Genomic DNA, 12,279 nt, shown 5'->3' on the forward strand with positions numbered 1-12,279 from the left:
GACACTGGATAGGAAACGATCATTCCCTAATCCGACCAAAGCTCACGCGAGCAGCTTCATCGCGACGCCGATCAGGCGCTCGCCCTCGAGCGACAGACGCGCCTTGCCGACCACGCGCAGCCCCTGCGTCATGCAGATCATCAGCCGCGCCGTACCGTCGGCGTCGACATGGCCGGGAATCGAGCCATCGGCCTGCCCTTCGCGGATGAGGCCCGCGATGAAGGTCTCGTTGCTCTTGAGCTGGGCCGTGACGCGGGCTCGCATCACCGGATCGATCGCCGACAGCTCGACCGCGCTGCCGACCACGATACAGCCGCGCCGTCCCTCGCTGCCCTGGGAGTGCTCGACATAGGACATGAGCACGTGCCGCACCCGCTCGCGACCGTTTGCGCCGCGCGCGGCCGCCGCGCGGGTCTGCTCCCCGCGTATCGCGGTGTAACGCTCGAAGGCGGCGAGGAAGACGGCATGCTTGTCGCGAAACGCCTTGTAGACGCTGCCGGTGGCAAGCCGCATCGCCGCGGTGAGGTCACCGATCGAGGTGGCATGATAGCCGCGCTCGCAGAACACCCTGACGGCGCCGTCCAGCGCGGCATCCATGTCGAACTCGCGGGGGCGACCAGGAGGATGGGCGGAAGACCCGGATTTTCGAGCCACTTTTTGCATCGCGGCATAATAGGGAATGATCGTTTCCGAATAAAGACACGTGGTTGTGACTTGGGAGCGACGGGCCGGCGGCCCGGGCTCTGCAGCGCCCTGCCGAAGAGACGCCGCGCGGCGTCCGGGCACGAGAGCGGCGTTTGCAGCACGCTCTGTCCACAGTCATTGCGAGCGCAGCGAAGCAATCCAGAGTTTTTCCGCGGAGGGATTCTGGATTGCTTCGCTGGGCTCGCAATGACGGCCTGTGAGGGGACGGGCATCGCTCCTGCGACCAGCACTCAAATTGCAGATACGCCTTCTCGCCCTCGCGAGAGCGCGTTACCCTTTCGGCGTCACCGGCGTGCCGTCCGCCATAACAGCCATGCCCTTCCGCTCGACGATCATCCCATAGGCCTGCGGCTGGCGGTGAATGTCGAAATTGAAAGTCGTCCGCTTGTAGGAATTGCAGAGATCGAGATCGCAGCGCGCGAGCGCGAGCTCATCGCCCTTGGTGGTGCAGCGCGCGACGATTTCGCCTGACGGAGCGATGATGCAGCTGCCGCCGATATGGTCGACGCCTTCCTCGACACCGGCCTTGGCGACGCCAACGACGAAGGAGCCGTTCTGGTAGGCCCCTGCCTGCATCACCAGATGATTGTGGAACAGCGAGAGGTCGTCGTGCTCCGGCGCGGGCGGATTGTGCACCGGAGTGTTGTAGCCGATCATCACCATCTCGACGCCCTGCAAGCCCATCACCCGATAGGTCTCGCTCCAGCGGCGGTCGTTGCAGATCGCCATCCCCATCACGCCGCCGAACGCATCGACCACGCCGAAGTCGCCGCCCGGCTCGAAATAGCGCTTCTCCAGATGCTGAAACTTGCGCCACGGCTCGTGCTCGGCGTGGCCGGGCAGATGAACCTTGCGGTACTTCGCAACGATGGTGCCGCCCTTGTCGACGAGAATCGAGGTGTTGTAGCGATGGACAATTCCGGCTTCGAGCGTGAGCTCGGCATAGCCGAGGCAAAATCCGATGCCGCACGCGCGGGCGAGATCGAACAGCGCTTGCGTCTCCGCTCCGGGCATCTCGCGTTCGAAGAAGCTGTCGATCTCGGCTTGGTCCTCGAAGTACCAGCGTGGAAAGAACGTGGTCAGCGCAAGTTCGGGATAGACGATCAGATCGCAGCCATTGGCATGTGCTTGGCGCATCAACGCCATCAGCCGCGCCACCACTTCGGTCCGGGTCTCGGTCCTCGCAATCGGGCCCAACTGGCCGGCCGCGACAGTCACAAATCTCGCCACGAATTGTCCCTCGTTCGTTTCCCGGTCGATCGGGCTCTCGCGCCCATGCAGGTTCTGCGCCTGACGGCGCCGGTATCGGAGGATGAGCTATCGGCCACAGCTATTCCAGGAACTTTCGTTGCCAATCTGCAACGGTTCCCCACGATCTAAGACCGGACAAAAGAAACGCCCATTGCGGCCACGAACCCTGCTCACAACGCCGTGAGACAAGTCAGGGGAACGACGATGCGTGCACAACGCGTTTGGAACGTGACGGGAGCCGCCAGCATCGGACAGCTTCAGTCCAGATTGGACGATTTGAACAAGCGGCTCAGCCAGCTCGAGGGCCAGCACCCCGAGGGCGCGAAAATCGACGAGCTGAAGTCGAGCGCGCTCAGCCTCTCCAGGGAAATCGACGACATCCGCTGCGCCGAGGCGACGGCCGCGTTGCGCGAGTTGCTCCGGAAATAGCCGGACCTCGACGATTCGGCGCGGCGCAACGGAACCAACGCTCTGGCCCGCCATTTCCCTGGAGAGCATGGAGCGAAATCATGACCAGGCATCTGACGCGAGCCCATCTCGCGCGCGGTGTGGCCGGCGCGGTTTCCACGCTGGTCCTGTGCGCGACGATGGCCTTCACCATCGCCTACCACTTCGCATTGTGAGGAAGCACTCGCATGATGTCCGACCCCGAGGAGTCGGTAAGGCTGCAAGGCTACGGCGAGATGACGTTGCGCACCGCAATCGCGACGGTGATGCTGCTTGCCCCACGCGAGCGCGCGGACGCCGCGATCTTCCGTGTCCGTGACGGCGTGCGGCTCGCGCAAAGCGAAATCGCCGAACTCGCATCACACTGGGACATTCCGCCGGCGGCTCACGTCAGGTCACCGAGATTGGTCCCGGAGCAGCACTGGTCCGATATCGTCCGCGGCATGGTGCGTGAGGCGCCGCTGCCGTCGCTGATGGTGGCATTCATGCTGGGCGTTCTGGTGGCGCGGCGGTAGGGCTACCGCTCCTGCAGCAGCACGATCGATGAAGCAGAGGACGATTGATCAGGGCGCGCCCTGAAGTTCAATGCGCCCTAGACCTCAGATCGTTTCTTGCCCGCAGATCAGCCAGCCATGCCCGCGGAACAGGTCACTCTGCGAGGACCAAATCGGCCGTGGACCCGCCCGCAAAATCGTTGCAAAAGGGGACCTGAGACGCCAGCGGCCGGTCCGCCAAGTCTTTGCAAAACGCCAATTTTTGGAAGAATGGTCGGAGTGGCAGGATTCGAACCTGCGACCCCTGCGTCCCGAACGCAGTGCTCTACCGGGCTGAGCCACACTCCGACAAGAGGCCGGCTTATAGCGTCCGGTTTGGCGCACCGCAAGCGGCCGAGATGAGGAATTTTATCCCTGTGAAAACGGGTGTTCAGACACTGATTTTGCCGGCCGGCGCGGCTGCCGCCGAGGCCGCCGCCGGGACCTTGGCCGCGGGCGGGCTGGTCGCGTTTCCGACCGAGACGGTCTATGGGCTCGGCGCGGACGCCACCAACGCCACGGCCGTCGCCCACATCTACAGCGCCAAGGGGCGGCCGGCCTTCAATCCGCTGATCGCCCATGTCGCAGACCTCGCCGCCGCCCGGCGGATCGGCCGGTTCGATGCGCGCGCTCTCAGGCTTGCCGAGGCGTTCTGGCCGGGACCGCTGACGCTGGTGGTGCCGAAGACGGAGAACTGTCCGGTGGCCGATCTTGCCACCGCAGGCCTCGACACGGTCGCGATCCGCGTTCCCGCCCATCCGGTAGCGCAGGCGATCTTGCGCGCCTTTGGCGGGGCGGTGGTGGCGCCGTCCGCCAACATCTCAGGCCACGTCTCACCGACGCTGGCTGCCCATGTCGAGAGCGATCTTGCCGGGCGGATCGACCTGATTGTCGACGGCGGCCCGGTTGCGGTCGGCGTGGAATCGACCATTGTCGGCTGCTTCGAGACGCCGATGCTGCTGCGCCCGGGCGGGCTGTCGCGCGAACGGATCGAGGCGGTGCTCGGTGCGAGCCTGGCGCGGCCGGCCGTGGAAGCCGACAGCGGCGACAGCCAGCCGCTGGCCCCGGGCATGCTGGCCTCGCATTACGCCCCGCGCACGACCGTGCGGCTTCGCGCGCGGGACGTTGCGCCTGATGAAGCGCTGCTGGCGTTTGGCCCTGCGCGCCTGCCCGGCCAGGACGCCGCCGCCGCTGTCATGAATTTGTCGCCCGCGGCTGATCTCGATGAAGCCGCCGCCAATCTGTTCGGCTATCTTCGCACGCTCGATGCGAAGAGCCCACGGGCGATCGCCGTGATGGCAATTCCCGAGGAAGGTCTGGGCGAAGCGATCAACGACCGGCTGCGGCGCGCGGCTGTTGCGAGATAAGAGTGGAAGACGAGACAATGAACATCAACCAATCCGCTACCCCGCCGCTCGCGCCCGAGCTGATCGACCAGTTCCGTAAGATCGTCGGCGATCGTCATGCGATCACCGATGCGACCGACATCCAGCCTTACGTGACCGAAGAGCGTAATCTGTTCCACGGCCGCTCGCCGCTGGTGCTGCGTCCGGGCTCGACCGCCGAAGTTTCCGCGATCTGCAAGCTCGCCTCCGCGCACAAGATCGCGCTGGTGCCGCAGGGCGGCAACACCGGGCTCGTCGGCGGGCAGACGCCGCATCATGGCGAGGTCGTGGTCTCGCTGCGACGCCTGGACAAGATCCGCGAGATCGACACCGCCTCCAACACCATGACGGTCGAAGCCGGCGTGGTGCTGCAGGTCGCGCAAACGAAGGCATCGGAGGTGGACCGGCTGTTTCCGCTGTCGCTCGGCGCAGAGGGAAGCTGCACGATCGGCGGCAATCTCTCGACCAATGCCGGCGGCACCGCCGCGCTCGCCTATGGCGTGGCGCGCGAGATGGCGCTGGGGCTGGAGGTAGTGCTCGCCGACGGGCGTGTGCTCAACGTGCTGTCCAAGCTGAAGAAGGACAACACCGGTTACAATCTGCACAACCTCTTCATCGGCGCGGAAGGCACGCTCGGCATCATCACCGCGGCGACGCTCAAACTGTTTCCCAAGCCGCGTGCGGTCGAGACCGCCTATGTCGGGCTGAAATCGCCGGCGGCAGCGCTCAAACTGCTGACCATCGCGCAGAGCGAAGCCGCCAATGCGCTGACGAGCTTCGAGCTGCTGTCGGAGATGGCGGTCGATTTCTCGGTCCGCCACGGCATCGACGTGCGGGATCCGCTCGCAGAGAAGCACCCCTGGTACGTGCTGATGGAATTGTCCTCTGCGAGCGACGATGCCCGTACGCCGCTGGAGACGATCCTCGCCCGCGCCATGGAAGAAGAGATCGTCGACGACGCCGTGATCGCGGCCAGCCTCGCCCAGCGCAACAATTTCTGGAAACTGCGCGAGGAAATGTCGGCGGCGCAGAAGCCCGAGGGCGGCTCGATCAAGCACGACATTTCGGTGCCCGTCGCCGCCGTGCCCGCCTTCATCGAGGAAGCCAACGCGGCCGTGGTAAAGCTGATCCCCGGCGCGCGGCCGGTGCCGTTCGGGCATCTCGGCGACGGCAACCTGCACTACAATGTCAGCCAGCCCATTGGCGCCAACACCGCCGATTACCTGGCGCGCTGGCACGAGGTGAACGCCGTCGTGTTCGAGATCGTGCTGCGCATGGGCGGCTCGATCTCGGCCGAGCACGGCATCGGCGTGCTCAAGCGCGACGAGCTGCCGGAGGTGAAGGACAAGACCGCGATCGAGCTGATGCGGTCGATCAAGACGATGCTCGACCCGCTCGGCATCATGAATCCGGGGAAGGTGCTGTGAGCGTTCTTGCAATCGAAGCGATCAAAGATGCCGATGTCGAGAATGTCGTCACGCTGTGGCAGCGCTGCGGCCTGACGCGCCCCTGGAACGATCCGCACGCCGACATCGCGCTGGCTCGGCGGCGCGGCAATTCGACCGTGCTGATCGGCCGCGACGTCCGTGCGATCGTCGCGACGGTCATGGTCGGTCATGACGGCCATCGCGGCTGGGTCTATTACGTCGCGGTCGATCCCGATTGCCAGAAGCGCGGGTATGGCCGCCTCGTCATGACAGCCGCCGAGGATTGGCTGCGCGCGGCCGGCATCGCCAAGCTCCAGCTGCTGGTGCGCCGCGAGAATGCGCAAGCCAATGCGTTCTATCAGTCGCTCGGCTTCGAGGAATCGACCTCGGTGATGTTCCAGAAGTGGCTCGACGGCCGCGAACACTGAAAGACAGCAATGACCATTTCCGATCGCGTCCGCATCAAGGACGTCCGCGTGCTCTCGGACAACTGGACGCCCCTGAAGGAGACGACGTTCGAGTACCGGCGCGCCAGCGGCGAGTGGCAGACCCAGCATCGCGAGACCTATGAGCGCGACAACGCCGCCGCCGTGCTGCCGTACAATCGCGCTCAACGCAGCGTGATCCTGGTGCGCCAGTTCCGTCTGCCCGCCTTCATCCGTGGCTATGACGACCTCCTGATCGAAGCGGCCGCCGGCGTGCTCGATAACGCCAAGCCCGAGAAGCGCATCCGCGCCGAAGCGGAGGAGGAAACCGGCTATCGCCTGCATCACGTCGAAAAAGTGTTCGAAGCCTTCATGAGCCCCGGCGCCATCACCGAGAAGCTGCATTTCTTCGTCGCGGAGTACGAACCTTCGATGCGCGTCAGCGCCGGCGGCGGCCTCGCGCACGAAGGCGAGGACATCGAGGTGCTGGAGCTTTCCATCGACGAGGCGCTGACAATGATCACCGATGGCCGCATCATCGACGCCAAGGCGATCATGCTGCTGCAATACGTGGCACTGCATATCTTCAGATAGAGCTATCTTCACCTCGCCCCGCTTGCGGGCAGAGGTCGGAATTTGCGCGTAGCGCGAATTTGGGGTGAGGGGGAGCCTCCGCGAACCCAACTCTCACCGTCCTCTCGGAGGCTCCCCCTCGCCCCAACCTCTCCCCGCAAGCCGGGCGAGGGAGCGCACCTCCCGCGCGGCGAGCCATAGCGCATGCAATTCAGACCTGCGCCGGCGCTCCCCCCGTTGAGCAACCCGAAAACTATCTCTAGTCTGGCGCTCAACAAGAACCAGGAGACGCGCCCATGTCAGCTGAGACGTCCGCCCCGCGCGACGATGAATTCGGCTTTGCGCCCGACTACGACTCCCCCATTCCCTATATGCAGCGCACGCGCGACTATTACGCGGCCATCGGCTACACCACGCCGTATCGCTGGGCGCATTACACCGCGGCGCCGTTTCAGCCGCTGAAGAAGCCGCTGGCGAAGTCTCGCGTCACGATCATCACCACGGCGGCGCCTTATGATCCCGCCAAGGGCGACCAGGGGCCGGGCGCGGCGTATAATGGCAGCGCGAAGTTCTACCAGGTCTATGACGGGGACACGTCGCAGCCGCACGACCTTCGCATCTCCCATATCGGCTACGACCGCAAGCACACCTCGGCCACCGACAGCGGCACCTGGTTTCCGCTGCCGCAGCTGCTGAAAGCGTCCGCTGCCGGCCGCATCGGCGAAGTCGCTCCGCGCTTCTTCGGCGCCCCGACCAATCGCAGCCATCGCGTCACGCTCGACACCGACGCGCCGGAGATCTTGGCGCGCTGTCTCGCGGACAAGATCGACGTCGCCGTGCTGGTGCCGAACTGTCCGGTCTGTCACCAGACCACGGCGCTGGTGGCGCGGCACCTGGAGGCAGGCGGGATTCCGACCGTCATCATGGGCTGCGCCAAGGACATCATCGAGCACGCCGCTGTCCCGCGCTACCTGTTCTCTGATTTCCCGCTCGGCAATTCCGCCGGCAAGCCGCATGACGTCGCCTCGCAGGCGCAGACGCTGGAGCTGGCCTTGAGGCTGCTGGAGACCGCGAGCGGGCCGCAGACCACGATGCAGTCGCCGCTGCGCTGGAGCGAGGACGCGTCCTGGAAGCTCGACTACAACAACGTCGCGCAGTTGTCTCCGGAGGAACTGGCGCGCCGCCGCGCCGAATTCGACAAGCAGAAGGAGATCGCGCGCGGCAATCGCGCCGCCTGACGTCCTCCAATAACCAAAGCAAACAGGGAGAGCGACGTGACGCGACCATTCGAGGGCGTGAAAATCCTGGACTTCACGCAAGTGCTCGCCGGCCCCTATGCGAGCTACCAGCTCGCGCTGCTAGGGGCCGACGTCATCAAGGTCGAGCGGCGCGAGGGCGAGGACATGCGCCGCACGCCGCTCTCGCGCGAATGGGCCGAGCGCGGGCTGGCGCCGGCGTTCCAGGCGATCAACGGCAACAAGCGGAGCTTGACGCTCGATCTGCAAAAGCCCGAGGCGATCGCGATCGTGAAGAAGCTCGCGGCACAAGTCGACGTCGTCATGGAGAATTTTCGCCCGGGCGTCATGGACAAGCTCGGCATCGGCTAAGAAGCGCTCTCCGCGATCAATCCAAAGCTGATCTATTGCGCGGTGTCAGGCTTCGGCCAGACCGGACCGGACCGCCTGCGACCCGGCTATGACGGCAAGATGCAGGCATTGTCGGGCATCATGGCGATTACCGGTCACCCCGAGACCGGACCGACGCGCGCAGGCTTTGCGGTGTGCGACGTTCTCTCGGGCGCGACGGCCGCATTCGCGGTGTCGAGCGCGCTCTACCAGCGCGACCGCACGGGCAAAGGCCAACTCGTCGACGTCTCCATGCTGGAGGCGACGCTGGCGTTTTTGTCGGGCCAGATCGCGGACTGGTCGGTCGCCGGCCATCGCCAGCAGCTGTCGGGCAACCAGGCCGTGAGCCGCAAGACGACGGCGAATCTGTTCAAGGCCGGTGACGGCTACATTCTGCTCGCAGTCAACAACGAGAAGCAGTACCGCGCGCTGATGACCACGCTCGGCCGCGAGGACACGCTGTCGGATCCGCGCTTCGCCGACTGGTTCTCACGCAACGAGAACGAACCGGCGCTGCGTGCCATTATCGAGGAGGCACTCGCCGCCAAACCCGCGCGCGAATGGGAGACGATCCTGGAAGACGCCGGCGCGCCCTGCGCCAGCATCTGGAAGGTCGAGGAGGTAATCGACCATCCGCAGGTGAAGGCACGCGGCGCGATCCAGGAGCTCGATACGCCCTACGGCCGCCTCCGCTTTGCCGGCAGCGGGTTCAAGCTCGCGCATGGTGGCGGAAAGCTCGATCGCATGGCACCGGAGCTGGGCGCGGATACGGATGCGGTGCTCGGCGATTTAGGGTTTGATGCGGCGGAGATCGCGGCACTGAGGGCAAGGGAGATCGTTTAGAACTCCGTTACCGGAGGATGGGCAAAGGCGCAACGCGCCGTGCCCACCATCTCTCTTTCCTCAACACGCAATGGTGGGCACGCTTCGCTTTGCCCACCCCACGGAAACGGGGCTAAAACAACGACCCCTGCCCGTCATCGGCCGACACGGTGGCCGCCTTCCGCGCGACCTTCTTTGGCTTCACCGCCTCAGCCTCGATCTCTGCCGCGCTGATCGGCAGCAATAGCTGCTCGTCGTCGTTGACGACGCGGTTGACGCGGGTGGAGACCGGGTGCCAGTCGAATTCGCCGATGCGCGGCGCGGTCATCAGCGGCAGGATCGCGTCGATCTCGTCGCCACGGCAATCGAGCCAGCGCTCGAAATCGCGAGGACCGATGGTCACGGGCACGCGGTCATGCAGCGCGGCGAGATCCTCGCCCGCGGCCGCCGTGACGATCGCAACCGTGTCGAGTTCCTCGCCGTTCGGCCCGATCCAGGTCTCGAACACCGCGGCAAAGCCGAGCGGCGCACCGTCGGCGCGGTGGATGAAGAACGGCTGCTTGCGGCCGTCCTCCGCCTTCCATTCGTAATAGCCGTCGGCCGGGATCAGGCCGCGCCGCCGGCGAATCGCTTTCTTGAAGGCCGGCTTCTCCAGCACCGTTTCGGAGCGCGCGTTGATCAGCAGCGTAAAGCCCTTGGGATCCTTCACCCAGCTCGGCAGCAATCCCCAGCGCATCAGGCGGAAATGGCGCGCGCCATTCTCGACCAACACGACCGGAATCGGTTGCGTCGGCGCGACATTGTACCGGGGCGGGAAATTCGGCTGCTCGATATAGCCGAACAGTTGCCGTAAAGCCGCGGGGGCCGAAGTTATGACGAAGCGTCCACACATCTCGAAGCGTCTATATAGGGTGCGTTCAGGTCCTTTTAACCCCGAACGTTAACACTGCGGCCGATGAGCTCAATGGCCTCCCAACCCGCGCGGACGCATGTACAGACGGGCCCTGAGGCTGCGGCCTGGGCGGAACGGCTGCGCGTGGCCAATATCAACCCGCGGACCGGGCTTGCCACCGACTATCTCAACCATTTCAATGAAGCGGTGATGCTCCTGGAGATGATCCCGGACATGCCGGAATGCGCCGAGGACTTTCTGACCTGGTCGCCGCTGTCCTATGCCGAGCATTTTACGGCCTCGAACTTCAAGGCCCGGGATCTCGCCATCGAAGCCTATGAGAAGGCCGATCCCACCGTGCGGGCCCAGTTCGACCACATCACCGACACCATGACCTCGATCCTGACCGCGGTCGGCTCGGCCATGCGCGAGGTCGAGAAGGACGCGACCCGTGTCCGCCTCGCCGAACAGGCGACGGCTTGGGTCAAGCCTCTGATCGCAGCCTGTGGCGGCATTATCAATGGCGGCGCGGAAGCCGACGTCGACACCATCATGGCGAACTGAACCGTGGCTTCGGTCCCCCAGCCCACTCATCCCCAGATCGCGGTTAGCGCCGCGATTTTCCGCGAGGGCAAGGTGCTGCTGACCCGCCGCGCCCGCTCGCCCGCCCAAGGCTTCTATTCGCTGCCGGGCGGCCGGGTCGAGTTCGGCGAATCGCTGCACCAGGCGCTGAGGCGGGAGGTCGACGAGGAAACTGGGCTCGAGATCGAGATCGTCGGGCTTGCCGGCTGGCGCGAGGTGCTGCCGGCCGCACCGGGCGCCGGCCATTATCTGATCATGTCCTTTGCCGCCCGCTGGACGGCCAGGGAACCGTCTTTGAACGACGAGCTCGACGATTTCAGCTGGATCGCCCCGGATGCCCTGGGCAGCCTCGGCGACCTCAAGCTGACAGGAGGGCTGGAGGAGATTATCCAGTCCGCCCACCGGCTGATTGGCCCCTGAGCGCCCGCCTTGCGTCGTCAGCCCTGAAGGGGCATACAGCCCGCCGATGTCGACGCGATTTCTAGCCATTTTAGCCCTGATTCTCGCCTGCGCTTCCGCGCCCGTCCGGGCCCAGGACGCGGCAGCGCCGTTCGACGCCGATTTGCAGCGGCTGGCCGAGATCCTCGGCGGATTGCATTACCTGCGTGGTATTTGCGGCGCCAACGAGGGCAACAAATGGCGCAACGAGATGCAGGCGCTGATCGATGCCGAAACCCCCTCCGGCGAACGCCGCACCCGCATGATCGCCGGGTTCAACCGCGGCTATAACGGCTTTCAGCAGACCTACCGGAGCTGCACGCCGGCAGCGACGGTGGCGATCCGCCGCTACATCGAGGAAGGCTCGAAGATCTCGCGGGACTTGACGGCGCGTTACGCGAACTGAGCTCGTCGGAACTCTGTCATCGACTTTGTTCACAGCCGTTAACCGTTCTTAAAGATGTGGCCTAGCGGTCGTTAATGCCCGTGCTACACCTCTTCGTGCAGCGCATCGCCGTGGATCGCGCCCCAGCCCTGATCGAGTTTCATGAGCCAGCCGATTTCCTACGCCCCCGCCCGCGCGCCGCTGCCCGACCACGAGCAGAAACAGGCCGCCTTGAGCTATCTGAACGAGGCCTGGGCCGAGGCGCGCCATGACGGCGTCGATGGCGACTGCCTGGCCCAGGCGAGCCTGTTTGCGGCGCTGGCCGAACTCGTCGGCACCTATGGCGAGGACGCGGTGGCGAAGTTCGTCGAGGGCTTTCCCGCCCGCATTCGCAACGGCGAATTCTCGGTCTGCCTTGCAAGGCAATAAGATCCGCCGAAGACAGCCGCGCCATACGGGCGCGGCCATTCCTCACGGCGCGATCTTGAGCGTCGCTTTCATATTGGGATGATAGCGACAGTAATAGTCGACCGTTCCCGCCTTCTTCAGCACTGATGTGGCCGACTTGTTGGGCGGCAGATTCACGTCGAAATCGCCGTTCTTCGCGGTGGCGGTGTGGGCGAAGACGTCCTTGTTGATCCATTGAATGGTGTCGCCGACCTTCGCCGACACTTCGGCCGGCGAGATCACGAGATTCTGCATCGTGATCTCGATGGTCCCGGCGTGCGCCGGGACGGCGGTCGTCGCGAAGACAAGGGCGATCGAAGATAGCCGTCCCAGCCTCATCGC

General features: G+C 65.0%; 15 protein-coding genes, 1 tRNA gene and 1 pseudogene. 12 read left to right on the forward strand and 5 right to left on the reverse strand.

Going from position 1 to position 12,279, the window contains the following annotated elements; genetic code table 11:
• Positions 1 to 42 precede the first annotated feature (42 nt).
• Together X265_RS28060 and X265_RS28065 are read right to left on the reverse strand one after the other, a co-directional pair.
• Positions 43 to 597, reverse strand: coding sequence for a TetR/AcrR family transcriptional regulator (locus X265_RS28060; RefSeq protein WP_244659364.1), 555 nt, complete (start codon positions 595 to 597; stop codon positions 43 to 45).
• A gap of 378 nt (positions 598 to 975) precedes the next feature.
• The gene (locus tag X265_RS28065) at positions 976 to 1,935 is read right to left on the reverse strand and encodes an N-carbamoyl-D-amino-acid hydrolase (protein ID WP_128967770.1); all 960 of its coding nucleotides are present in this window, start codon (positions 1,933 to 1,935) and stop codon (positions 976 to 978) included.
• 225 nt (positions 1,936 to 2,160) lie between these two features.
• On the opposite strand from X265_RS28065, the gene X265_RS28070 reads away from it, so the two are divergent.
• On the forward strand, positions 2,161 to 2,385 hold the full coding sequence (locus tag X265_RS28070) for a hypothetical protein (protein WP_128967771.1): 225 nt from the start codon (positions 2,161 to 2,163) through the stop codon (positions 2,383 to 2,385).
• A 206-nt stretch (positions 2,386 to 2,591) separates the two neighbouring features.
• Positions 2,592 to 2,918, forward strand: coding sequence for a hypothetical protein (locus X265_RS28075; RefSeq protein WP_128967772.1), 327 nt, complete (start codon positions 2,592 to 2,594; stop codon positions 2,916 to 2,918).
• Positions 2,919 to 3,168: 250 nt separating this feature from the next.
• Here X265_RS28075 and X265_RS28080 read toward each other — a convergent pair.
• Positions 3,169 to 3,245 (reverse strand) — tRNA-Pro (locus tag X265_RS28080).
• Positions 3,246 to 3,313: 68 nt separating this feature from the next.
• Between X265_RS28080 and X265_RS28085 the strand changes: the two genes are divergently transcribed.
• The 6 genes and pseudogenes from X265_RS28085 to X265_RS28110 all read left to right on the forward strand — a co-directional run bounded on the left by X265_RS28085 (position 3,314) and on the right by X265_RS28110 (position 9,214).
• Entirely contained in the window at positions 3,314 to 4,303 is a 990-nt protein-coding gene (locus X265_RS28085; protein ID WP_128967773.1) for an L-threonylcarbamoyladenylate synthase, read from the forward strand.
• 17 nt (positions 4,304 to 4,320) lie between these two features.
• Positions 4,321 to 5,748, forward strand: coding sequence for an FAD-binding oxidoreductase (locus tag X265_RS28090; protein WP_128967774.1), 1,428 nt, complete (start codon positions 4,321 to 4,323; stop codon positions 5,746 to 5,748).
• The gene (locus X265_RS28095; RefSeq protein ID WP_128967775.1) at positions 5,745 to 6,176 is read left to right on the forward strand and encodes a GNAT family acetyltransferase; all 432 of its coding nucleotides are present in this window, start codon (positions 5,745 to 5,747) and stop codon (positions 6,174 to 6,176) included. The genes X265_RS28090 and X265_RS28095 overlap by 4 nt, the downstream gene beginning before the upstream one ends.
• A 9-nt stretch (positions 6,177 to 6,185) precedes the next feature.
• Positions 6,186 to 6,767: an NUDIX hydrolase gene (locus X265_RS28100; protein ID WP_128967776.1), complete on the forward strand. Its 582-nt coding sequence runs from the start codon at positions 6,186 to 6,188 to the stop codon at positions 6,765 to 6,767.
• A gap of 275 nt (positions 6,768 to 7,042) precedes the next feature.
• Positions 7,043 to 7,984 (forward strand): glycine reductase, encoded by a 942-nt coding sequence (locus X265_RS28105; protein ID WP_128967777.1) that lies wholly within the window; start codon positions 7,043 to 7,045, stop codon positions 7,982 to 7,984.
• Positions 7,985 to 8,020: 36 nt separating this feature from the next.
• Positions 8,021 to 9,214, forward strand: a pseudogene (locus tag X265_RS28110) (CaiB/BaiF CoA transferase family protein).
• Between the two features lie 112 nt (positions 9,215 to 9,326).
• Here X265_RS28110 and X265_RS28115 read toward each other — a convergent pair.
• The gene (locus tag X265_RS28115; RefSeq protein ID WP_128967778.1) at positions 9,327 to 10,085 is read right to left on the reverse strand and encodes an SOS response-associated peptidase; all 759 of its coding nucleotides are present in this window, start codon (positions 10,083 to 10,085) and stop codon (positions 9,327 to 9,329) included.
• A 63-nt stretch (positions 10,086 to 10,148) separates the two neighbouring features.
• On the opposite strand from X265_RS28115, the gene X265_RS28120 reads away from it, so the two are divergent.
• The 4 genes from X265_RS28120 to X265_RS28135 all read left to right on the forward strand — a co-directional run bounded on the left by X265_RS28120 (position 10,149) and on the right by X265_RS28135 (position 11,919).
• Complete coding sequence (locus X265_RS28120) at positions 10,149 to 10,649, forward strand: hypothetical protein (protein WP_128967779.1); 501 nt, start codon at positions 10,149 to 10,151, stop codon at positions 10,647 to 10,649.
• Between the two features lie 3 nt (positions 10,650 to 10,652).
• Positions 10,653 to 11,087 (forward strand): NUDIX hydrolase, encoded by a 435-nt coding sequence (locus X265_RS28125; RefSeq protein WP_128967780.1) that lies wholly within the window; start codon positions 10,653 to 10,655, stop codon positions 11,085 to 11,087.
• A gap of 46 nt (positions 11,088 to 11,133) precedes the next feature.
• On the forward strand, positions 11,134 to 11,511 hold the full coding sequence (locus X265_RS28130; protein ID WP_128969442.1) for a TIGR02301 family protein: 378 nt from the start codon (positions 11,134 to 11,136) through the stop codon (positions 11,509 to 11,511).
• Between the two features lie 141 nt (positions 11,512 to 11,652).
• The gene (locus tag X265_RS28135; protein ID WP_092227477.1) at positions 11,653 to 11,919 is read left to right on the forward strand and encodes a hypothetical protein; all 267 of its coding nucleotides are present in this window, start codon (positions 11,653 to 11,655) and stop codon (positions 11,917 to 11,919) included.
• A 42-nt stretch (positions 11,920 to 11,961) separates the two neighbouring features.
• Here X265_RS28135 and X265_RS28140 read toward each other — a convergent pair whose 3' ends face one another.
• Entirely contained in the window at positions 11,962 to 12,276 is a 315-nt protein-coding gene (locus X265_RS28140) for a cupredoxin domain-containing protein (protein WP_128967781.1), read from the reverse strand.
• Between the last annotated feature and the right edge of the window lie 3 nt (positions 12,277 to 12,279).

This window comes from Bradyrhizobium guangdongense (assembly GCF_004114975.1).
Classification (GTDB): Bacteria; Pseudomonadota; Alphaproteobacteria; order Rhizobiales; family Xanthobacteraceae; genus Bradyrhizobium; species Bradyrhizobium guangdongense.

Excerpts from the sequence above, each read along its gene's own strand:
- X265_RS28060 (WP_244659364.1), bottom strand. The coding sequence starts at position 597 with ATGGATGCCGCGCTGGACGGCGCCGTCAGGGTGTTCTGCGAGCGCGGC.
- X265_RS28070 (WP_128967771.1), top strand. The coding sequence starts at position 2,161 with ATGCGTGCACAACGCGTTTGGAACGTGACGGGAGCCGCCAGCATCGGA.
- X265_RS28075 (WP_128967772.1), top strand. The coding sequence starts at position 2,592 with ATGATGTCCGACCCCGAGGAGTCGGTAAGGCTGCAAGGCTACGGCGAG.
- X265_RS28090 (WP_128967774.1), top strand. The coding sequence starts at position 4,321 with ATGAACATCAACCAATCCGCTACCCCGCCGCTCGCGCCCGAGCTGATC.
- X265_RS28100 (WP_128967776.1), top strand. The coding sequence starts at position 6,186 with ATGACCATTTCCGATCGCGTCCGCATCAAGGACGTCCGCGTGCTCTCG.
- X265_RS28105 (WP_128967777.1), top strand. The coding sequence starts at position 7,043 with ATGTCAGCTGAGACGTCCGCCCCGCGCGACGATGAATTCGGCTTTGCG.
- X265_RS28115 (WP_128967778.1), bottom strand. The coding sequence starts at position 10,085 with ATGTGTGGACGCTTCGTCATAACTTCGGCCCCCGCGGCTTTACGGCAA.
- X265_RS28120 (WP_128967779.1), top strand. The coding sequence starts at position 10,149 with ATGAGCTCAATGGCCTCCCAACCCGCGCGGACGCATGTACAGACGGGC.
- X265_RS28130 (WP_128969442.1), top strand. The coding sequence starts at position 11,134 with ATGTCGACGCGATTTCTAGCCATTTTAGCCCTGATTCTCGCCTGCGCT.
- X265_RS28135 (WP_092227477.1), top strand. The coding sequence starts at position 11,653 with ATGAGCCAGCCGATTTCCTACGCCCCCGCCCGCGCGCCGCTGCCCGAC.
- X265_RS28140 (WP_128967781.1), bottom strand. The coding sequence starts at position 12,276 with ATGAGGCTGGGACGGCTATCTTCGATCGCCCTTGTCTTCGCGACGACC.